Origin of the sequence: Morganella sp. HSTU-ASny43 (assembly GCF_022819185.1) — a bacterium.
In the GTDB taxonomy this organism is placed as follows: domain Bacteria; phylum Pseudomonadota; class Gammaproteobacteria; order Enterobacterales; family Enterobacteriaceae; genus Morganella; species Morganella morganii.
Genome location: NZ_WSPG01000014.1, coordinates 44,166 through 64,898 on the forward strand (window position 1 = coordinate 44,166; position 20,733 = coordinate 64,898).

Here is a 20,733-nt window from a genome sequence, read left to right on the forward strand (position 1 = left end):
AGGCCTGCGAGCCGTCCCTGGATAAAACCTATAATCCAACGGAAATCGAAGGTCCTCTTTATACCCACTGGGAAAAAAGCGGCTATTTCAAACCGAACGGCAGAACAGACAAAGAAAGCTTCTGTATCGTGATCCCGCCGCCGAACGTCACCGGTAACCTGCATATGGGCCATGCTTTCCAGCAGACCATTATGGATACCATGATCCGCTACCAGCGCATGCAGGGCAAAAACACCCTGTGGCAGTCAGGGACTGACCACGCCGGTATCGCGACACAGATGGTTGTTGAGCGCAAAATCGCCGCAGAAGAAGGCAAAACCCGCCACGATTACGGCCGCGAAGGCTTTATCGATAAAATCTGGGAATGGAAAGCGGAATCCGGCGGTAATATCTCCAACCAGATGCGCCGTCTGGGTAACTCCGTGGACTGGGAGCGCGAGCGCTTCACCATGGACGACGGCCTGTCAGCTGCGGTAAAAGAGGCGTTTGTCCGCCTGTATAAAGATAACCTGATTTACCGTGGTAAACGTCTGGTGAACTGGGATCCGAAACTGCACACCGCAATTTCTGACCTGGAAGTGGAAAACCGTGATGTCAAAGGTTTCATGTGGCATATCCGTTATCCGCTGGCGGACGGCGCGAAAACCGCAGACGGTAAAGATTACCTGGTGGTCGCCACCACGCGTCCGGAAACCATGCTCGGTGATACCGGCGTGGCCGTTAACCCGGAAGATCCGCGTTACAAAGATCTGATCGGCAAAGAAATCATTCTGCCGATCGTCAACCGCCGCATTCCGATCCTCGGTGATGAACACGCTGATATGGAAAAAGGCACCGGTTGTGTGAAAATCACCCCGGCACATGACTTCAATGACTATGAAGTCGGTAAACGCCACCAGCTGACCATGATTAACATCATGGACTTCGACGGCAACATCCGTACCGAAGCCGAAGTGTTTGATACCAACGGCGAAGTGACTGACGCCTGCAGCAGTGAAATCCCGGCCGCATACCGTGGCATGGAGCGTTTCGCTGCCCGTAAAGCGATCGTCAAAGAGTTCGAAGAGCTCGGCCTGCTGGAAGAGATCAAACCGCACGACCTGACCGTACCTTACGGCGATCGCGGCGGCGTGGTTATCGAACCGATGCTGACCGACCAGTGGTATGTGCGCACTGCCCCGCTGGCAAAAGAAGCCATCAAAGCGGTGGAAGACGGCGATATTCAGTTCGTACCGAAGCAGTACGAAAACATGTACTTCTCCTGGATGCGTGATATTCAGGACTGGTGTATCTCCCGTCAGCTGTGGTGGGGTCACCGTATCCCGGCCTGGTATGACAATCAGGGCAACGTGTATGTCGGCCGCGACGAAGACGAAGTCCGCCGTGAAAACAATATCCCGGCGATGGTTGAACTGCGCCAGGACGAAGACGTGCTGGATACCTGGTTCTCCTCCGGTCTGTGGACATTCTCCACCCTGGGCTGGCCGGAAAACACCCCGGAACTGAAAACATTCCACCCGACCAGCGTGCTGGTCAGCGGCTTCGACATCATTTTCTTCTGGATCGCCCGCATGATCATGATGACCATGCATTTCATCAAAGATGAAAACGGTAAATCGCAGATCCCGTTCAAAACCATCTACATGACGGGTCTGATCCGTGATGAGGAAGGTCAGAAGATGTCGAAATCCAAAGGGAACGTCATTGACCCGCTGGATATGATCGACGGTATCTCTCTGCCTGAACTGCTGGAAAAACGCACCGGTAACATGATGCAGCCGCAGATGGCGGAAAAAATCGCCAAACGGACTGAAAAACAGTTCCCGGAAGGGATTGAAGCCCACGGTACCGATGCCCTGCGCTTTACCCTGGCGGCGCTGGCCTCTACCGGCCGTGACATCAACTGGGATATGAAACGTCTGTCCGGTTACCGCAACTTCTGTAACAAGCTGTGGAACGCCAGCCGTTTCGTGCTGATGAATACCGAAGAGAAAGACTGCGGTCAGAACGGCGGTGAGATGGAATTCTCTCTGGCCGACCGCTGGATACTCGCGGAATACAACAATACCGTGAAAGCATACCGCGAAGCGCTGGATACCTACCGCTTTGATATTGCGTCTAATATTCTGTATGAATTCACCTGGAACCAGTTCTGTGACTGGTATCTTGAGCTGTCCAAACCGGCCGTTCATAAAGGTACCGATGCACAGAAACGTGCAGCGCGTCATACCCTGATCACCGTACTGGAATCCCTGCTGCGTCTCGCACACCCGATTATTCCGTTTATCACGGAAACTATCTGGCAGCGCGTGAAAGTCGTCACCGGCGCGGAAGGCGATACCATCATGCTGCAGCCGTTCCCGGAATATGATGCCTCTCTGAACGACGAGCAGGCACTGCGTGACCTGGAGTGGATCAAAGAGACAATCGTTGCGGTACGTAATATTCGTGCTGAAATGAATATCGCACCAAGCAAGCCGCTGGAAGTGATGCTGCGCGGGGCAAGTGCTGATGCACAGCGCCGTGTTGCGGAAAACAGCAACTTCCTGAAAGCGATGGCGCGTCTGGAATCCGTCCGTGTGATGGCTGAAGGCGAAACTGCACCGGTTTGCGTGACCAAGCTGGTGGAAGGCGCAGAAATCCTGATCCCGATGGCTGATCTTATCAATAAAGACGACGAACTGGCGCGTCTGGATAAAGAGCTGGAAAAAACGGAGAAAGAGATCGCGGCTATCGAAGGCAAACTGGCGAATGACGGCTTTGTCAGCCGTGCGCCGGAAGCTGTTGTAGCCAAAGAGCGCGAGCGTCTTGCGGCAAACCGTGAAGCGAAAGAAAAACTGATTGCTCAGAAAGCCACGATCGCAGCACTGTGATCCTGACGGAATGAGTAGTAAAACCAGCCTCCGGGCTGGTTTTTTTTATCCCCCATTCTGCGTATTTACTTTGCGTGATAATTATTTATTATCTTATTTATCGTTTCATACGATATCCACAGTAATCGCCCCTCAGGTTTATTCCCCCGGCTTTACTTTTCACAATAAAAATAATGAGATAATGATATCCATGACAAGCAGCACAACAGAAAACCACACCCTCCGTCTGATCCGTCCGGAAGATAACCCCGGCATCGCACAGGTTATCCGTGAGGTCTCTGCCGAACACGGCCTGACCGCAGACAAAGGCTTTGCGGTCGCTGACCCGATTCTTGATTCATTATATGAGGTTTACAGCCAGCCGCGTGCCGCATACTGGGTCATTGAGATGGATGGGGAAATCCTCGGCGGTGGCGGCGTTTCCGGCCTTGCCGGTGGTGACGGGAAAACCGCTGAATTACAGAAAATGTATATCTCCTCCCGCCTGCGCGGCAAAGGTCTGGCGAAAAAAATCGCCCTCCAGGCATTGGAATTTGCCGAAGCGGAAGGTTACAGCCAGTGCTACCTGGAAACCACCGCTGACCTGCAGGCCGCCATTAAGCTGTATGAAAAACTCGGGTTTATCTTCCTTGATGCCCCGATGGGTGACACCGGCCACAGCGACTGTGAAGTCCGGATGCTGAAAGTCTTTACTGCCTGATCCCCTGACATACAGACACAAAAAAACCTGCCGCGGCAGGTTTTTCAGTCATGGCAGATGATTAGTGTAACGGCGCCTCATCAGCATCGTCATCATCTTCATCTTCGGCATCCGGGTCTTCGAAATAGGTGCCCCAGCCGTCGTAATCCACATCCATTTTTTCTGCCAGACGCGCCAGCTGCTCTACCTGAGCATCGATATGTTCCGCCGTCAGCCCGCATTCACTGATGATATCGCAACATAACACCACCTGGCCGCCTTCCACTTCCAGCTCCTCGGCATCTGTCACTTCATAACCCAGTTTGAAAGCTTCAACTGCCGCTTTTTCCAGCTTGTCGTAATTCTCACTCGAAAAATGGTGTTCAATGGTGTATTGCGCATCAGGATCGCTGCCGTCTTCCAGCAGTTCTGCAATAATCGCACGGGTTTCTTCGCGCTGTTCTTCTAAAAACGCATCTAATTCTGACATGGCCATGTCCTCTGATAAGTGATACCCGCGCATTCTCCCACAGCCGCGCCAATTGAGCCACCCATAATAAAAAAGAATTTCCCGCCGGTGTTGCAATTGAATTTTTATTGATTTATGTTGAATATAAATTCATCGGAGATACGGATATGAACCCATTTTATCAACAGTCATTTTTGCGGTTGCTTGACTATAAACCTGCCGACATCGAAGAACTGCTCAATCTTTCTGCTTATCTGAAACATGCCAAAAAAACCGGCTCGGAAAAGCCGCTGATAAAAGGCAAAAATATTGCGCTGATTTTTGAAAAAGACTCCACCCGGACCCGCTGTGCCTTTGAAGTGGGTGCTTACGATCAGGGCGCACAGGTGACATACCTGGGCTCATCCGGCAGCCAGATAGGCCATAAAGAGTCGATCAAAGATACCGCCAGGGTACTGGGCCGGATGTATGACGGCATACAGTTTCGCGGCTATTCCCAGAAATCCGCCGAAGCGCTGGCGCAATATTCCGGTGTTCCGGTCTGGAACGGGCTGACTGATGAGTTTCATCCGACACAGCTGATTGCGGATTTACTGACCATTCGGGAACATGTGAAAAAACCGCTGTCCGAAGTGAAATTTGCATATTTAGGCGATGCCCGTAATAACATGGGCAATACCATTGCTGAAATGGCTGCCGTAACCGGGATGGATGTCCGCCTGGTGGCGCCGGCCGGGTGTCAGCCGTCAGAAACCCTTATCGCGCAGTGCCGTAAAGCCGCTGAACTTACCGGCGGTAAAATCACCCTGACCGCCGATGTGGCAGAGGGCGTGAAAGATGCGGATGTGCTGTACACCGATGTGTGGGTTTCCATGGGCGAGGCGAAAGAAGTCTGGGCTGAGCGGATCAAACTGCTGACGCCGTATCAGGTAAATCAGGATGTGGTGGATAAAACGGGCAATCCGGATGTGATCTTTATGCACTGCCTGCCGGCGTTCCACGATACGGAAACCACCATGGGGCAATCCCTCGCGGAAGAGTACGGTTTTACCAGTGGTATTGAGGTCACCAATGATGTGTTTGAATCAAAACACAGTGTGGTGTTTGATCAGGCAGAAAACCGGCTGCATTCCATCAAAGCGGTGATGGTTGCATCTCTTTCAAAAAACATACAATTTTGAATCTGCCCGCAGCGTTGCATAAATTTCACTCAAAAAAGTGATGCCAAACGCTTGCGCCCGGTTGCAGGTTGCGTATAATGCTCCGCAATTTTGTCGGGAGGAAACAATGGTCATTGTGATTATCAGCACCGTAAAGCCGGTGCCGGACAATGTGACATATCACGGACAGCCGCAGCGCGGCAATGTCTGCCATACCCCCGTATTTATTTCAGAACCCCTCATTTGAGGGGTTTTTTTTTGCCTGGCCGAAACATGAGGAGACCCCAATGGCAAATCCGTTATACCTGCGCGATATCATCTCGATTAACGATCTCAGTCGTGATGAGCTGGAACTGGTATTAAACACTGCCGCGGCGCTGAAACAACGCCCTCAGCCTGAATTACTGAAGCAAAAGGTGATCGCCAGTTGCTTCTTCGAGGCCTCAACCCGCACGCGGCTCTCTTTTGAAACCGCCATTCAGCGCCTGGGCGCGTCTGTTGTCGGCTTTTCAGACAGCAGTAACACCTCGCTGGGCAAAAAAGGCGAAACCCTGGCGGACACTATGAGCGTAATCAGTCAGTACGCGGATGCCATCGTGATGCGCCACCCGCAGGAAGGGGCCGCGCGGCTGGTGTCTGAGTTTTCCGGTAAGGTACCGGTGATCAACGCCGGTGACGGTGCGAACCAGCATCCGACACAGACCCTGCTTGACCTGTTTACCATTCAGGAAACCCAGGGCCGCCTGGAGAACCTGCATATCGCCATGGTCGGTGACCTGAAATACGGCCGCACTGTACATTCGCTGTCACAGGCACTGTCAAAATTCAGCGGCAACCACCTGCATTTTATTGCCCCGCAGGCACTGGCAATGCCGAATCACATCCTGCATATGCTGGATGAAAACGGCGTGGCGTACAGCGAACATCATTCTATTGATGAGGTACTTCCGCAGTTGGATGTGCTGTATATGACCCGCGTGCAGAAAGAGCGCCTTGACCCGTCGGAATACGCCAATGTCAAAGCCCAGTTTGTGCTGCGTGCGGCTGATCTGGCCAATGTGAAGACGAACCTGAAAGTGCTGCACCCGCTGCCGCGCATCGATGAGATAACCCCGGATGTGGATAAAACGCCTTACGCGTACTACTTCCAGCAGGCCGGTAACGGGATCTTTGCCCGTCAGGCACTGTTATCTCTGGTGTTAAACGAAACTTTCCCGGCCTAAGGAGCACATCATGACTCAGGATCATAAATTACTGGTTGAAGCCATCAAATGCGGCACCGTTATCGACCATATCCCGGCAAATGTGGGATTTAAACTGCTCTCCTTTTTCCGCCTGACCGAGACGGACAGCCGTATCACTATCGGGCTGAATCTGCCGTCCAACAATATGGGTCGTAAGGATTTGATTAAACTGGAAGATACCTTCCTGACACCGGAGCAGGCCAACCAGCTCGGTTTTTATGCCCCTAAAGCCACAATTAATATTATCGAAGATTATCAGGTGGTTAAAAAACTGCCGATTAACCTGCCGGAACGCATTGAAGGGGTGATTGTCTGCCCGAACGGCAACTGCATCAGTCACAATGAGCCGGTGGAAAGCAGCTTTACTGTTAAGTCCATTGCACAGGAAATTGTGTTAATCTGTAAGTACTGTGAGAAAGAATTTGATCACCACGCAATCATTAATAACCAATAAGATAGATCCAGGTCAGTTGTCAGGGAAAATCAGACGATTATAATGATGGCGTTTTTAAAAGCTTAACAGCAATAATCATCCTACAGGAGTCCGTAATGACTAAAGTAATCGCAACAGAAAACGCACCAGCAGCAATCGGCCCGTATGTACAGGCAGTAGACCTGGGTAACATGGTAATGACTTCAGGTCAGATCCCTGTTGATCCGAAAACCGGTGCAGTTGCTGACGATGTTAAAGCTCAGGCACGCCAGTCACTGAACAACATCAAAGCTATCATCGAACAGGCTGGTCTGAAAGTTACGGATATCGTGAAAACAACTGTTTTCGTTAAAGATCTGAACGACTTTGCTACTGTGAACGCAGAATACGCTGCTTTCTTTGATGAGCACAAAGCAGTATACCCTGCACGTTCTTGCGTTGAAGTTGCGCGTCTGCCAAAAGACGTTAAATTAGAAATCGAAGCAATCGCAGTCCGTAAATAATCACTGCGCTTTCTGAGAACGATGATGAAAACCCTGCAAGGTGCGGGGTTTTTTTTATACCCGTAAATTTTCCAGAAGCTGATCAAAAGAGACTCTGACCTTTTCATAAGTGGCCTGCGGATCATCACTGTGCACAATCCACATCGCACATTCATACAGCCCGCCATTAATAAACAGTGCCAGCACATCCGGTGCCACCTGTTTTATCCGTCCGGTTTCCATCAGGTGTGTCAGACGCCGGGTGATCCCCTGCACACAGGCCAGTTCGTGAGATTTGAGAATGGAAAAATCCAGTACCGAGGCCGCATCACGGAACATAATCCGCTGAACTTCCGGCTCCAGACTCATTGCCAGATAGCCCTGACAACGGGATTTGAAAGCTGACCACTCATCCGCTTCGTCTTTTTCTGCGGTATCCAGGCGCGCATCCAGTTCCCGATCCAGGTCCTGCAGCACCGCCAGAAACAGCCCTTTTTTATCACCAAAGTGATGATACAGCGCCCCCCGGGTGAGACCCGCCTGAGCCGTCAGATCATCCATCACCGTCGCGGCGTACCCGGCCTTACCAAACTGCTGGCGTGCAGCACGGATAAGCTTGGTCCGCGTTTCTTCTATCATCTCTGCACGTGGCTTGTGGCTCATTTCATTACTCCTGCGGTCAGCTCTTTCAGCCGGGGATTATAGCACTTTTTTATTGACATACATCGCGTATGTCAATAGATTCACATACGCAATGTATGTTAATTGCATTACAGCCGGCTATCTCCGGCAGTTAAAAATTATATCCGCCTGTAATATAACGGATATCTGTGAGGTTGTTATGTTCAGCTCTTATCGCGTCATCTTTCAGCATCCCGGCACCAAAGCCTTTTCAGGGGCGGGATTTATCGCGCGGATGACCGTCTCCATGATGGGGATTGGGATCATTACTATGATTGCCCAATTGCGTGATTCTTTCTTTATGGCCGGGGTAACTGCGGCTGTTTATACCTTTTCGGCGGCATTCTGCGCCCCGCTGATCGCCCGGCTGGTGGATCGCTACGGACAGAGCCGGATCCTGCCGAAAACGCTGGTGATCAGTGTTCCCGCGACTGCCGCCCTGCTGTTATGTACGGTTTATGATGCTCCTGACTGGGCAATCTGGCTGTCTGCTGTTTTTGTCGGGGCGATCCCGAGCATGCCTGCCATGATCCGCTCCCGCTGGACACATATCTATAAAGGTGACCCGCGTTTACAGACCGCTTACTCCTTTGAGTCGGTGCTGGATGAAATCAGCTTTATTATCGGGCCGCCGCTGTCAGTCACGCTCTGTATCGCCCTGTTCCCGCAGGCCGGTCCGCTGGCGGCAATTATTTTTCTGATAATCGGTACCGCGCTGGTGGTCTGTCAGAAACGGACTGAACCGCCGGTGCATAAACGCGACGGGCTGGCAAAAGGCACCGTGCTGCGCCTGCCTGCGATTCAGCTGCTGATGGTGGTTCTGCTTGCGCTCGGGGTGATTGTCGGAACAGTGGATGTGCTGGCTGTCGCTTTCGCCAATGCACAGGGATATCCGGAGGGTGCCAGCTACGTTCTGTCCGTGTATGCCGCCGGTTCCTGTATCGCCGGGTTTATCTTCGGTGCTATCCGGCTGCCGTTCAGCTACACAAAACAGTTCGTCTTTACCGCCGCCGCCACACTGCTGACCACTCTGCCGCTGCTGCTGGTCACCAACCTGACCGGGCTGGGGCTGACCATGTTTGTCGCCGGTTTCTTCTTCTCGCCGACCATGATCCTTGCTATCGGCTTTGTCGAGCGTGAAGCACCACCTAATATGCTGACAGAAGGCTTTACCTGGCTCATCACCGGGCTGGCGGTCGGTGTGGCACTCGGCTCTGCCGGAGTCGGTATGATCATTGATACTTACGGCATCGATGCCGGGTTCCTGCTGGCTATCGCTGCGGGGATCTGCGTACTGCTCACCGCCTGCATCGGTTATGTTTTCGTCTTCAAAGACGATAAAAACAGCGCTGATAAGTGACAGAAATAACTTTTAATATAATTTTCAGCAATCAAACCGCACATTTTTACACTTAACCGGAGTGTGCGGTTTGCCTGATGTCGCCAGAATTCTTTGACTTAAATCAATTTCAATCGCCTTATTCCGGAGGAAATCTATATCTAGTGCTATATAATACAAAGCACACTAGATATAGTATTTATTCACAGTGTTATCCACAACGCCATGAAGCCGCATTATGACAGGTTTTGCCCTGTGGATAACCAAACTGCCGGAGAGAAGCAAAGTGCACACTATCGTGATTAAGCGTGATGGATGTCAGGTAAATTTTGATGAATCACGCATCCGGGATGCCATTAAAAGAGCCGCCAAAGCCGCACGTGTTAATGATGATGACTACTGCTCTCAGGTTGCCTCCCGGGTAGCCTCCCTGCTGGGTGACCGGAAAAAGGTCGATATCGGTGAGATACAGGACGCCGTTGAAAACCAGTTAATGTCCGGTGATTACAAAGAGTTAGCCAGAACCTACATCGAATACCGTCATGATCGTGACGTGGCGCGTGAACTGCGCGGCCGCCTGAATAACGAGATCCGCGGGCTGGTTGAACAGAGTGATATGTCCATTCTCAACGAGAATGCCAATAAAGACAGCAAGGTGATCCCGACACAGCGTGACCTGCTGGCGGGTATCGTTGCCAAACACTACGCAAAACAGCATATTTTACCGCGTGATGTTGTAATTTCGCACGAACGCGGCGAAATTCACTATCACGATCTGGACTACGCGCCGTTCTTCCCGATGTTTAACTGTATGCTGATCGATTTAAAAGGCATGCTGACTCATGGCTTTAAAATGGGTAACGCTGAGATAGAACAGCCTAAGTCCATCTCTACCGCGACGGCGGTAACAGCACAGATTATTGCCCAGGTGGCCAGCCATATTTACGGCGGTACCACCATTAACCGTATCGACGAAATTCTCGCCCCGTTTGTCACGGCCAGCTATAACAAACATCTGAAAACTGCAAAAGAATGGCAGATTCCGGATGCGGAAGGCTACGCCAATGCCCGTACAGAAAAAGAGTGTTACGACGCCTTCCAGTCACTGGAATATGAAGTCAACACACTGCACACCGCCAACGGGCAGACACCGTTTGTCACCTTCGGCTTCGGGCTGGGCACCTCAAAAGAATCCCGCATGATCCAGCAGGCAATTTTACGTAACCGCATTGCCGGTCTGGGTAAAAATCACAAAACAGCGGTATTCCCGAAACTGGTTTTCGCCATTAAAAAAGGTCTGAACCACCAGTACGGCGATCCGAACTATGACATCAAACAGCTCGCATTAGAGTGCGCCAGCAAGCGGATGTATCCGGATATCCTGAACTACGACCAGGTAGTGAAAGTGACCGGCTCCTTTAAAACCCCGATGGGCTGCCGCAGCTTCCTCGGTGTCTATGAAGAGAACGGTGAAATGATCCACGACGGGCGTAACAACCTCGGGGTTATCAGTCTGAACCTGCCACGCATTGCCATTGAATCACAGGGCAGTGAAGCGGATTTCTGGTCACTGCTGGATGAGCGTCTGGTGCTTGCCAAAAAAGCCCTGATGACCCGTATCGCACGGCTGGAAAATGTCAAAGCCCGTGTCGCGCCGATCCTGTATATGGAAGGTGCCTGCGGCGTGCGTCTGAAAGCGGATGACTCCGTCACCGAAATCTTTAAAAACGGCCGCGCCTCGATTTCACTGGGTTACATCGGCATCCATGAAACTATCAATGCCCTGACCGGCACTGAAACGCACATGTATGACGACGAACAGCGCCGCGCCCTCGGTGTCGCCATCGTGGAACGTCTGCGTCGTGCAACCGACGAATGGAAAACCGAAACCGGCTACGGTTTCAGCCTCTACAGCACCCCGAGTGAAAACCTGTGTGACCGTTTCTGCCGCCTGGATACCGCCGAGTTCGGCATTATCCCGGGTGTGACTGACAAAGGCTACTACACCAACAGCTTCCACCTGGATGTGGAGAAGAAGGTCAATCCGTACGATAAACTGGATTTCGAAGCACCGTATCCGCCACTGGCGAACGGCGGTTTTATCTGCTACGGCGAATACCCGAACCTCCAGCACAACCTGAAAGCACTGGAAGATGTCTGGGATTACAGCTACGACCGTGTTCCGTACTACGGAACCAACACGCCGATTGATGAGTGTTATGAATGCGGGTTTGCCGGTGAATTTAACTGTACCAGCAAAGGCTTTGTCTGCCCGAAATGCGGCAACCACGATGCTTCCCGCGTCTCTGTTATCCGCCGTGTATGCGGTTACCTCGGCAGCCCGGATGCCCGTCCGTTTAACGCCGGTAAGCAGGAAGAAGTGAAGCGCCGCGTTAAACACCTGAATAACGGCCAACTGGGGTAATGCAGTGAATTATCATCAGTACTATCCCGTTGACGTGGTCAACGGGCCGGGTACACGCTGCACCCTGTTTGTCTCCGGTTGTGTGCATCAGTGCCGCGGCTGCTATAACCAGAGCACCTGGCGCACTGATTCCGGTGTGCCGTACACCCGGGAACTGGAAGATATGATTATCGCCGACCTCTGTGATACCCGCGTAAAACGTCAGGGGATCACACTGTCCGGTGGTGATCCGCTGCATCCGCACAATGTGCCGGAGATTCTGGCACTGGTGCAGCGCATCCGCCGCGAGTGCCCGCCGGAAAAAGATATCTGGATGTGGACAGGTTATAAACTGGATGAACTGAATGATGCCCAGCGGGAAGTCATTGAGCATATCAATGTGTTAGTCGACGGGAAATTTGTACAGGATCTGCATGACCCGATGCTGATCTGGCGCGGCAGCAGTAACCAGGTCATTCACTATCTGCGCTGACACCCGCGCTGAACCGCGACCAGTGCAGTTTCTTTCCGAACCCCAGCGTATTATTCACCATCTTTATCTCATCCAGCCGCAACCCCCGCAACGGGGTTTTGGCAGCAATAGCTACCGGAAAGCGTCGGCAGTAAACGGCTCTCGCCTGCTTTTCCTCTTCCGCTGACAATGTCGTAATCTCTCCTCTGAACTGGATCCCGCAGATTTTTGCCACAGTCACCGTCTGTGCGGAAATGGTTCCCGCCACCAGCGGATTCTGCTGCATCAGCGTACCGTGCCGGGTATGCGGTTCAGTGAGGAAATAAAGCATCATTGCGCCGGTGTCCGCGACATAAAAGCAGGAAGCACACCACAGATCATCACCGGCGGTAGTGCACAGCGTAAAGACATGATTTTTCTTCAGATAAGACAGGATTGAATCGTGCGGTAATTCCATACAGTACCCCCAATAAAACCACACCGGCTGACAGAGTATATCATCCGGTGCTGGTTCAGACAGTCCCGTCAGACGGGCTGTATTGTATGACAAATATCAGGGATTATTTATAGAGTTCTGCTGTACCGCCCATCAGGTTTTCACCACCGGCAGAGGTGATACGGAAAGAAGTTGCACCAGCTTCATCAGCTTTTTTGGATAAGGCAGCGGTCACATCAGCCAAGGTATCAACATCGCTGACAGAGACAACACCGACCGGAGCCTGAGTGCTGTGCTGAACTTCAGTTGCAGCAAAAGAACCAAATGAAACAGCACTCAACGCTAAAACAGCAGGGATGATTGCAGAAATTTTCATAATTTTATTCCTCAGAATATCGTTAGTATCATGAGACATTTTTGTCTCTCTTTGTGATGTGAGTCATACTATGCGCTTTCCGGCGGAAAGAAAATTAGCTATTTTTGCCATACTTATTCAATTATTTTGATGATAAAAATTTTAATTAATCACCGGGAAGAACTATCATGTGAAATACTACTGATTAATTAGTTACTTGCGTGACTATTACCCGACTAAAATCAACAAAATATTCGCCTTTCATACAAACATAAAAAGGCACGATTAAACAAAAATGACGATAGCATCAGACAAAAATACGTGGTTTCTTTACATAATCAGGACAGAATCCGGATATCTTTACACAGGGATCACACGTGATGTCGCACTGCGCGTTGCGACACATCAGTCCGGAAAGGGTGCGAAATATCTGCGGGGGAAAACAGGGCTGCATGTGGTATATCAGGCCGCTCTGGCGGATCGCTCAATCGCATCAAAAGAAGAATACCGGGTCAAGCAACTGACAAAACAGAAAAAAGAAAGGCTGGTCAGTGACCAGCCTTCCGATTTGACGACATATCTTAACGGTGGTGATTATTCACAGCTGTCAAAATGATGTGAGAAATTAACCAGCCCGTGATAACGGTCTGCGGCATCATTTTCCAGCGGATAGATCAGGAAATACGGTGCGGTATCCGGCCATTTGCAGTGCAGATCAAACTCTGCTGCCGGTTTAAATCCCCACTTACCGTAAACTTCTGGATCCCCCAGCACCACAACCGCGCCGTAACCAAACTCATTGAGGCTGTCCAGCCCCTCATAAACCATCTGCTTCGCAATGCCCTGACCACGGTAAGCCTCTGCCACCGCAAGCGGTGCCAGTCCGACCCACTGACAATCCTCGCCTTCCACATCCACGGGCGTGAAACCGGCGTAACCGACCACCTGCCCTTCATCATCGGTGGCGACCACACCCAGGGTCAGCAGACCGTCTTCCCGCAGTGCATGCAGAAGATCAGCTTCGTTGTCACGCCCGAATGCGCTGCGCAGCAGTGCATCGATACCGGCGGCATCAACCGGAATTTCTGTGCGGATCAGCATGAGGTCACCACTGCCTGCGATTTATCCCCGTCTTCCGCCAGCCCGGCCTGAATAAACTCAGCCAGCTGCATTAATGCACTGCGCAGCAGCGGCGGCATACCATCGAGGTCAATCGAGTCCATCAGGTTTTTGACATACAGACCCAGCTCGGTGTCCCCTTCAATACGCAGACGGCGCTGGAAAAACAGGGTATCCGGGTCCTCTTTGCGGGCCGCGATCAGCACCAGATCATTAGCATTACCGCTGAAGCTGACATCTTCCTGTTCATCCGCACTGACCACCAGACGGCCGTCACGGTTACTGATATACCAGTGAAGCGCCAGGTCACGGACTTCCACCTTCAGCCATTTATTTTCCAGAAAATCGAGATCGCCTTCTGTCAGCGCCTCTTCAAACTGACGCGCCAGAACCTGCTGAAGAACCTGTTTTTGCAGGGTAAACGGCGTTAATTTCAGCGGGAACCGCAATAACGCCGGCCCGTTGTGTACGAGCGAGGAACGAATTTTGGCAAACACCGTACTGACTCCTTAATCTGAATTACTGCGCCATTGTGCCAGAATCTGCAGAAATAACTCAGGATTCCGGTCAATTTTTCGTGTCATTGTTTCTATTATATACCCGATTTTCTTCCTGCCGCAGAGAACATCCCGCTTTTATATCCGCAAACCGGGTGATTTTTTGCGGTAAATGTTCACTAACCTGCCTCAGGTCAATACCTTTTTTAGCCTGCCATTTACAATTTCCGATCATTTTTATTATTCAGTCTGAGAGTCTCACCATGGAACTATTGTGTCCTGCCGGTAATTTACCCGCACTGAAAGCCGCCATTGATAATGGCGCAGATGCGGTTTATATCGGCCTGAAAGATGATACTAATGCCCGTCACTTCGCCGGTCTGAATTTTACTGAAAAGAAACTCGCCGAGGCGGTGGATTATGTTCACAGCCACCGGCGTCACCTGCATATTGCGATTAACACTTTTGCCCATCCGGATGGTTTCAGCCGCTGGCAGCGGGCGGTGGATATGGCCGCACAACTGGGGGCGGATGCCCTGATCCTCGCGGATATCGCCATGCTGGAATATGCTGCGGAGCGTTATCCGCACATTGAGCGTCATGTCTCTGTGCAGGCATCCGCCACCAATACCGAAGCTATCCGTTTCTATCAGCGCAACTTTGATGTGCACCGTATCGTACTGCCCCGTGTACTCTCTATCCATCAGGTAAAACAGCTGGCACGCACCAGCCCGGTGCCGCTGGAAGTCTTTGCTTTCGGCAGCCTGTGCATCATGGCGGAAGGCCGCTGCTACCTCTCCTCCTACCTGACCGGGGAATCCCCGAATACCGTCGGTGCCTGCTCTCCGGCACGGTTTGTCCGCTGGCAGGAGACCCCGCAGGGGCTGGAATCACGCCTGAATGATGTGCTGATTGACCGCTACGGCGCAGATGAGAACGCCGGTTACCCGACACTCTGCAAAGGCCGTTACTGCGTGGACAGCAAGCCTTACCATGCCCTGGAAGAGCCGACCAGCCTTAATACCCTGGAACTGCTGCCGGAACTGATGGCGGCGAATATCGCCTCAGTGAAAATTGAAGGCCGCCAGCGCAGCCCGGCCTATGTGACTGATGTGGCGAAAGTATGGCGTCAGGCCATCGACCGCTGCAAAGCCGATCCGGACAACTATGCGCCGGATGCCGCGTGGATGCAGACCCTCGGCGGCATGTCAGAAGGACGCCAGACCACACTCGGTGCCTATCACCGCAAATGGCAGTAACGGAGAGAAAAACGATGCAATTTTCATTAGGTTCAGTCCTCTATTACTGGCCGAAAGCAACACTGGAACAGTTTTATCAGCAGGCAATGCAAAGCAGTGCGGATATTATCTATCTCGGCGAAACCGTGTGCAGCAAACGCCGGGAAATGAAACCGGATGACTGGATAAATCTCGCTAAAACAGTTGCCGGAAGCGGCAAGCAGGTGGTTATCTCCACGCTGGCACTGTTACAGGCCCCGTCCGAGCTGAAAGAGATCGCCAAACTGGTGGATAACGGCGAATTTATGATCGAAGCTCATGATTTCGGCGTGATTAATATGCTGCACGAGCGCGGGCTGCCGTTTGTCGCCGGACACGGCCTGAACTGTTATAACGCCCCGGCGCTGAAAATTCTGCAAAAACAGGGGATGACACGCTGGTGCATGCCGGTGGAGCTGTCCCGTGACTGGCTGGTGAACCTGCTGAAGCAATGTGAAGAGCTGGGGATCCGCGACAAATTTGAAGTGGAAGTGATGAGCTACGGCCATCTGCCGCTGGCCTACTCCGCCCGCTGCTTCACCGCCCGTTCGGAAAACCGCGCCAAAGATGACTGCGAAACCTGCTGCATCAACTATCCGCGGGGGCGCAAAGTACTCTCGCAGGAAAATCAGCAGGTATTTGTCCTTAACGGGATCCAGACACAGAGCGGTTACTGCTATAACCTCGGCAATGATCTGCGTTCCATGCATGGACTGGTGGATATCGTGCGGATCTCCCCGGATGCACCGGACGATCTGGCGGTCATCGACCATTTCCGTCAGAATGAAACCGGCGCACAGCCGCTCGATCTGGCACAGGCACAAAACTGCAACGGCTACTGGCGTACAGTGGCGGGCCTGGAACTGGTGGAATAACGGAAGGAAATAACCATGACTGATGTTTATGCCCGTTTAAAAGCACTGAATATTGAACTGCCGCCGGTCGTTGTACCGGATGCAAAATTTCAGCCGTATGTGATTTTTGATAACACAATTACCCTCTCCGGCCATTTATCCAAAACCGGGGAGCAGTTAAATACCGGTAAGTTCGGGGCGGATCTGACCATTGTACAGGGTGAGAAAATTGCCCGTCAGCTGGCTGTTAACCTGCTCGGTACACTGCAGGGCGCGGTTGGTGATCTGAATAAGATTAAAAAGATCATCAACCTGAACTGCATGATTAACGGTACACCGGATTTTACCGACCCTCATGTGGTAGCGAATGCCTGTTCACAGGTTTTTCATGATGTTTTCGGTGAGAAAGGCTATCACAGCCGCAATGCACTCACTGTGGCGCAACTGCCGTTCGGCGCCTGCATGGAAATATCGCTGATCGCGGGTATTGAGTAACAAAACAGAACGGGCGCGATATCTGCGCGCCCGCTTTTACCGGCGTTATGCCTCACGTTGCGTACCCTGATCCTCTTTTCCCCCGGAAACCGTGAGAACGGGATTTCATTTATTTAACAGGCTCTTTTTTTCCGCCGGAATAACCGTCGCAGGGAATGCGTAATACGCCGTAATTCCCCGTCACGCAACATACCGATAAATACCCCGAGAAGCGTATAAATAATCCCGAGCACCAGCATCATAATAATATCATTCTGCACGCTGCTGAACGGTAAATCCATCTGGTTGATACCTGCAATCGCTTTGGTCGCCCAGGTGGACGGCAGTGCGGAAGCAATAAACCGCACCCAGTCCGGCATAGCCTGTAACGGCCAGATGGTGCCTGACATATAAAAGACCGGTGTGGTGACAAAGGCCAGTGTCAGGTAAATCATCTCCACACTGCGCAGACATTCAGTAACCAGTTTGCCCAGTCCCAGTACTCCCAGCAGGAACGGGAATGTCAGCAGCCATAGTTCATACATCGGCGCTTCCTGGCGGTATCCCAGCACCCACGGCCACAGGGCAAAGAAGACCGTCGAGAGAAACAGCCAGATAGGCAGCAGTGCGCTCAGCGCCCCCAGATACACCGCCAGCGGCGGTTTACCTTTCGGCGTACTGCGCACCGCGATACTGACACGGACACAGGCTATCAGCAGGGAGTGCTGTAATAACATGACCAGCAGACCGGGGAACACAATCGCCGCAAAGCTGACACCCGGGTTATACATAGCCACCGTTTCTGACTGTATCGGTGAAATAATCAGTGACGCCTGTTCCGGTGTATAGCCCGCATCCTGCAAAATACGGGTGTTATAGCCCCCCAGCAACTCCTGATATGCCTTGCTCAGCTCCTGCTGGATCTGCCCGCTGGCCAGACGGTTCGTCGCATCCCCGAATACCGGGACAGTGATATTTTTACCCTGGAGAATATTTCGCTCAAAATCAGTCGGAATAATAATGATGGCGAATAACTCGCGCATAATCATATCGCGCCGTGCCGTCTCCAGGTTGTCATAACCGTGCAGCTCCACTTTGGCGGTTGCATCCAGCTGCCGGATCAGTGAGCGGCTGGCTGCGGAGTGATCCTGGTCAATCACGGCGACAGGCAGATCCCACAAGACCGGCCGGACATACACCAGGCTCATCACACACAGTGAAACCACCAGCAGCATCCACATCGGTTTTGCCAGCATTCCCAGCAGGACTTTCAGGAACGTCTGAAAATAGAGTTTCATACCGCACCTCCCTGCAATGCCAGCCGTTTCGGTAACCGGTTACGGACAAAAAAGGCATTGGCTACCGGATAAATCAGCAATAATGCACAGACATACAGAATATGCAGCAGCGACACTTCGCGCAGGAAGATATCAAACATCGCATTGAGTGCGTGAGTCAGCGGCTCAAGGTTAGAGATAATCCTGGCCGGCAGGATCATCGACAGCTCCGGCACCGCCATGCCGGAAAACGCCATGGCGATACTGACCAGCATACCAATCATACTGTAAGCCATCAGCGCATTGCTGGTGAATGTGTAAAGCAGCAGGCCGATACTCTGTGCCGCCATGACATAAAAGAAGCCGATAAACAGCATATACAGCGGGTTACCTGCCACCTTGGCGCCGGAAAACGTCACCAGGGCAGCCAGTTCCACCATCAGCAGAGCGGTAAAAAACAGGGTATACGGTGCCAGTTTCCCCAGAACACCACTGAACAGCGGTTTAAGCGTCAGCAGCATGGTACCGCGCGACATACTGTAAATAGTCAGCGTGACAACAAATAACTGAAGCATATGGATGGTGGCGGCAAACTGCTGATAATAAATATAACTGCCGCTGGCATTGAACAGGCTGTCGTATGACATCGTCACCTGTGCCAGTTTCGGCAGCGTCTTGCCCGTTTCTGACGCGAGGACAGTGCGGTACTGTGCATTCAGTTCTGCTATCAGCCCGCTGAAATCCTGAATCGCATAGCTGCCGGAGGCATAAAATAACCCGTTGTAATACATCCGGACTGTCGGCTGCTTTCCGGCCAGCACATCACTTTCAAAACGTTTCGGGATCATCAGGATCGCGTAATCTTCCGCACTGCCCATCCGCTCCAGTGCTGCCGAAGGATCATCCCGCGGCGTGATACTGGCGTGTGAAGCAGCGTTCAGATTGCGCACCAGCGTCCGCGAGAGCGGACTGTGGTCATAATCCACCGCAGAGACCGGCAGATTCAGCAGTGTTCCCTCTGAAAAGTTCGCGCTGATCAGTGTGAATAAGATCAGCGGAAATAACCAGCTCAGCCAGTGGAACACCGGGCTGCGGATAGCCATCCGGGTTTCCTGTGTGAAGGCGTGGCGAAAGCTGTACCAGATAACCGGTATTCTCATCGTGACACCTTACTTATCCCGGCGCCACAGTGCACTCATGCCGGGTCTTAACCCGTCCACAGGTTGTGCCGGATAGAGACGCACCTCAAAGGTTTTCAGATCAAAATCCCCGGTGGCACGGGTGGCGCGTTTGGTGGCGTAATCCCCCATCGGGGCGATATAGCGGACTTCTGCCTCAATTTCCTGATTTTTCAGTGCCGGTACCGTCAGGGTGATTTTGTCGCCTTTTTTCACATCCGCGAGAATATCCTCACGCAGGTTATAGACAAAATACGCTTCCGGCAGGCGGATAATCGTTACCAGCGGACTGCCTGCATTAAACAGCTCCCCGATTTCAGCCGGAACCGGCCCGATCTCCCCGGTCACCGGCGCGGTAACTGTTAGTTCATCCTGCTGGACTTTTAATTCCGCCAGTTTCTGTTCTGCCTGGCGAAGTGCCGCTTCGTAACGCTGACGCTGCTCGGTGCGGTCGCCGTTTTTCGCCTGGTCGAGCTGAGCTTTGGCGGCCAGTACACCCTGCTGCGCCACATCACGGGCACGGCGGGACTGATCAAGCTCGGTTTTTGACACATAACCTCTACCGGCCATGCTGCTCATGCGCTGAAAATCACGCTGTGCATTCGCCAGCTCAGCCTGAGACTTCGCCAGCTGTGCAGCATAGTTGCGCACGCTCTCTTCCCGCGTGCCGTTCAGGGACTCGGTTAACTGCGCCTGAGCCTGATCGCGGGCAGCCACCAACGAGGCGACCTGTGCTTCCAGCTCCGGGCTGGTCAGGCGAATCAGCGCCTGTCCCTGTTTAACGTCGTCACCGCGCTCAATCAGACGCTCAACAACACGTCCTTTGGCTTTCGAGGAGACAATAACCTCCGGTGCATCGACTTCACCCTGTAATAAAAGATACTGGTTGTGGGCACGAAAAAGTGCAGCCATCGCAATTAAGACCAGCATCAGCAGGATCAGATAGATTGTTCTTTTTTTCATTCTTGATTTCGGCCTTAACTATCACTTGTGAAACTATTCGAAATGGAATCATCCCGAATGAAATTGT

General features: G+C 52.1%; 22 protein-coding genes. 13 read left to right on the forward strand and 9 right to left on the reverse strand.

Annotated elements, in window-relative coordinates:
- The first annotated feature begins 17 nt into the window (after positions 1-17).
- Both GN208_RS09380 and GN208_RS09385 read left to right on the forward strand, forming a co-directional pair.
- Positions 18-2,873 (forward strand): valine--tRNA ligase, encoded by a 2,856-nt coding sequence (locus tag GN208_RS09380; RefSeq protein WP_144079370.1) that lies wholly within the window; start codon positions 18-20, stop codon positions 2,871-2,873.
- Positions 2,874-3,063: 190 nt separating this feature from the next.
- Positions 3,064-3,573, forward strand: coding sequence for a GNAT family N-acetyltransferase (locus tag GN208_RS09385; protein WP_015422307.1), 510 nt, complete (start codon positions 3,064-3,066; stop codon positions 3,571-3,573).
- A gap of 61 nt (positions 3,574-3,634) precedes the next feature.
- Here GN208_RS09385 and rraB read toward each other — a convergent pair whose 3' ends face one another.
- On the reverse strand, positions 3,635-4,048 hold the full coding sequence (gene rraB / locus GN208_RS09390) for a ribonuclease E inhibitor RraB (protein WP_004234609.1): 414 nt from the start codon (positions 4,046-4,048) through the stop codon (positions 3,635-3,637).
- Between the two features lie 140 nt (positions 4,049-4,188).
- Here rraB and argF point away from each other — a divergent pair, with 140 nt between their 5' ends.
- The 4 genes from argF (at position 4,189) to ridA (ending at position 7,361) form a co-directional block, all read left to right on the forward strand.
- On the forward strand, positions 4,189-5,202 hold the full coding sequence (gene argF / locus GN208_RS09395; protein WP_015422308.1) for an ornithine carbamoyltransferase: 1,014 nt from the start codon (positions 4,189-4,191) through the stop codon (positions 5,200-5,202).
- Positions 5,203-5,468: 266 nt separating this feature from the next.
- Complete coding sequence (gene pyrB / locus GN208_RS09400; protein ID WP_004234607.1) at positions 5,469-6,404, forward strand: aspartate carbamoyltransferase; 936 nt, start codon at positions 5,469-5,471, stop codon at positions 6,402-6,404.
- 10 nt (positions 6,405-6,414) lie between these two features.
- Positions 6,415-6,879 carry an aspartate carbamoyltransferase regulatory subunit gene (pyrI, locus tag GN208_RS09405; RefSeq protein ID WP_004234606.1) on the forward strand — a complete coding sequence of 155 codons (465 nt, stop codon included), beginning with the start codon at positions 6,415-6,417 and terminating at the stop codon, positions 6,877-6,879.
- Positions 6,880-6,974: 95 nt separating this feature from the next.
- A complete protein-coding gene (gene ridA, locus GN208_RS09410) occupies positions 6,975-7,361 on the forward strand; it encodes a 2-iminobutanoate/2-iminopropanoate deaminase (protein WP_004234600.1) in 387 nt (128 codons plus the stop codon).
- A gap of 54 nt (positions 7,362-7,415) precedes the next feature.
- Here ridA and GN208_RS09415 read toward each other — a convergent pair whose 3' ends face one another.
- On the reverse strand, positions 7,416-8,003 hold the full coding sequence (locus GN208_RS09415; protein WP_015422310.1) for a TetR/AcrR family transcriptional regulator: 588 nt from the start codon (positions 8,001-8,003) through the stop codon (positions 7,416-7,418).
- Between the two features lie 178 nt (positions 8,004-8,181).
- Here GN208_RS09415 and GN208_RS09420 point away from each other — a divergent pair, with 178 nt between their 5' ends.
- From GN208_RS09420 to nrdG, 3 genes are all read left to right on the forward strand, one after another.
- Positions 8,182-9,381 carry an MFS transporter gene (locus GN208_RS09420; protein ID WP_004241408.1) on the forward strand — a complete coding sequence of 400 codons (1,200 nt, stop codon included), beginning with the start codon at positions 8,182-8,184 and terminating at the stop codon, positions 9,379-9,381.
- Positions 9,382-9,646: 265 nt separating this feature from the next.
- On the forward strand, positions 9,647-11,785 hold the full coding sequence (gene nrdD, locus GN208_RS09425; protein ID WP_024474278.1) for an anaerobic ribonucleoside-triphosphate reductase: 2,139 nt from the start codon (positions 9,647-9,649) through the stop codon (positions 11,783-11,785).
- Positions 11,786-11,789: 4 nt separating this feature from the next.
- Positions 11,790-12,257, forward strand: a complete 468-nt coding sequence (gene nrdG, locus GN208_RS09430; protein WP_004241407.1) for an anaerobic ribonucleoside-triphosphate reductase-activating protein — start codon at positions 11,790-11,792, stop codon at positions 12,255-12,257.
- On the opposite strand, the gene GN208_RS09435 is transcribed toward nrdG, so the two are convergent.
- The gene (locus GN208_RS09435) at positions 12,238-12,693 is read right to left on the reverse strand and encodes a YhbP family protein (protein ID WP_004234591.1); all 456 of its coding nucleotides are present in this window, start codon (positions 12,691-12,693) and stop codon (positions 12,238-12,240) included. The two genes, nrdG and GN208_RS09435, sit on opposite strands and share 20 nt — an antisense overlap.
- Before the next feature lie 103 nt (positions 12,694-12,796).
- Positions 12,797-13,048, reverse strand: coding sequence for a YdgH/BhsA/McbA-like domain containing protein (locus GN208_RS09440; protein ID WP_004241405.1), 252 nt, complete (start codon positions 13,046-13,048; stop codon positions 12,797-12,799).
- A 274-nt stretch (positions 13,049-13,322) separates the two neighbouring features.
- Between GN208_RS09440 and GN208_RS09445 the strand changes: the two genes are divergently transcribed.
- Positions 13,323-13,643: a GIY-YIG nuclease family protein gene (locus tag GN208_RS09445; RefSeq protein WP_004241404.1), complete on the forward strand. Its 321-nt coding sequence runs from the start codon at positions 13,323-13,325 to the stop codon at positions 13,641-13,643.
- On the opposite strand, the gene GN208_RS09450 is transcribed toward GN208_RS09445, so the two are convergent.
- The gene (locus GN208_RS09450) at positions 13,622-14,128 is read right to left on the reverse strand and encodes an N-acetyltransferase (RefSeq protein WP_004234585.1); all 507 of its coding nucleotides are present in this window, start codon (positions 14,126-14,128) and stop codon (positions 13,622-13,624) included. The genes GN208_RS09445 and GN208_RS09450 overlap by 22 nt on opposite strands.
- Entirely contained in the window at positions 14,122-14,643 is a 522-nt protein-coding gene (locus tag GN208_RS09455; RefSeq protein WP_004241402.1) for an SCP2 domain-containing protein, read from the reverse strand. Before GN208_RS09455 ends, GN208_RS09450 begins: the two co-directional genes overlap by 7 nt.
- A gap of 263 nt (positions 14,644-14,906) precedes the next feature.
- Between GN208_RS09455 and GN208_RS09460 the strand changes: the two genes are divergently transcribed.
- Genes GN208_RS09460 through GN208_RS09470 form a run of 3 tightly spaced genes read left to right on the forward strand, consistent with a single transcriptional unit; the run spans position 14,907 to position 17,269 of the window.
- Positions 14,907-15,902: a peptidase U32 family protein gene (locus tag GN208_RS09460; protein WP_004234583.1), complete on the forward strand. Its 996-nt coding sequence runs from the start codon at positions 14,907-14,909 to the stop codon at positions 15,900-15,902.
- 14 nt (positions 15,903-15,916) lie between these two features.
- Complete coding sequence (locus GN208_RS09465) at positions 15,917-16,795, forward strand: U32 family peptidase (RefSeq protein WP_004234580.1); 879 nt, start codon at positions 15,917-15,919, stop codon at positions 16,793-16,795.
- A gap of 15 nt (positions 16,796-16,810) precedes the next feature.
- Entirely contained in the window at positions 16,811-17,269 is a 459-nt protein-coding gene (locus GN208_RS09470; protein WP_004234579.1) for a RidA family protein, read from the forward strand.
- Positions 17,270-17,382: 113 nt separating this feature from the next.
- On the opposite strand, the gene GN208_RS09475 is transcribed toward GN208_RS09470, so the two are convergent.
- The 3 genes from GN208_RS09475 to GN208_RS09485 are packed head-to-tail and all read right to left on the reverse strand — an operon-like array spanning position 17,383 to position 20,666.
- Entirely contained in the window at positions 17,383-18,546 is a 1,164-nt protein-coding gene (locus GN208_RS09475; protein WP_004234578.1) for an ABC transporter permease, read from the reverse strand.
- Positions 18,543-19,685 carry an ABC transporter permease gene (locus GN208_RS09480; RefSeq protein WP_004234577.1) on the reverse strand — a complete coding sequence of 381 codons (1,143 nt, stop codon included), beginning with the start codon at positions 19,683-19,685 and terminating at the stop codon, positions 18,543-18,545. The genes GN208_RS09475 and GN208_RS09480 overlap by 4 nt, the downstream gene beginning before the upstream one ends.
- Before the next feature lie 9 nt (positions 19,686-19,694).
- The gene (locus GN208_RS09485; RefSeq protein WP_004234576.1) at positions 19,695-20,666 is read right to left on the reverse strand and encodes an efflux RND transporter periplasmic adaptor subunit; all 972 of its coding nucleotides are present in this window, start codon (positions 20,664-20,666) and stop codon (positions 19,695-19,697) included.
- Between the last annotated feature and the right edge of the window lie 67 nt (positions 20,667-20,733).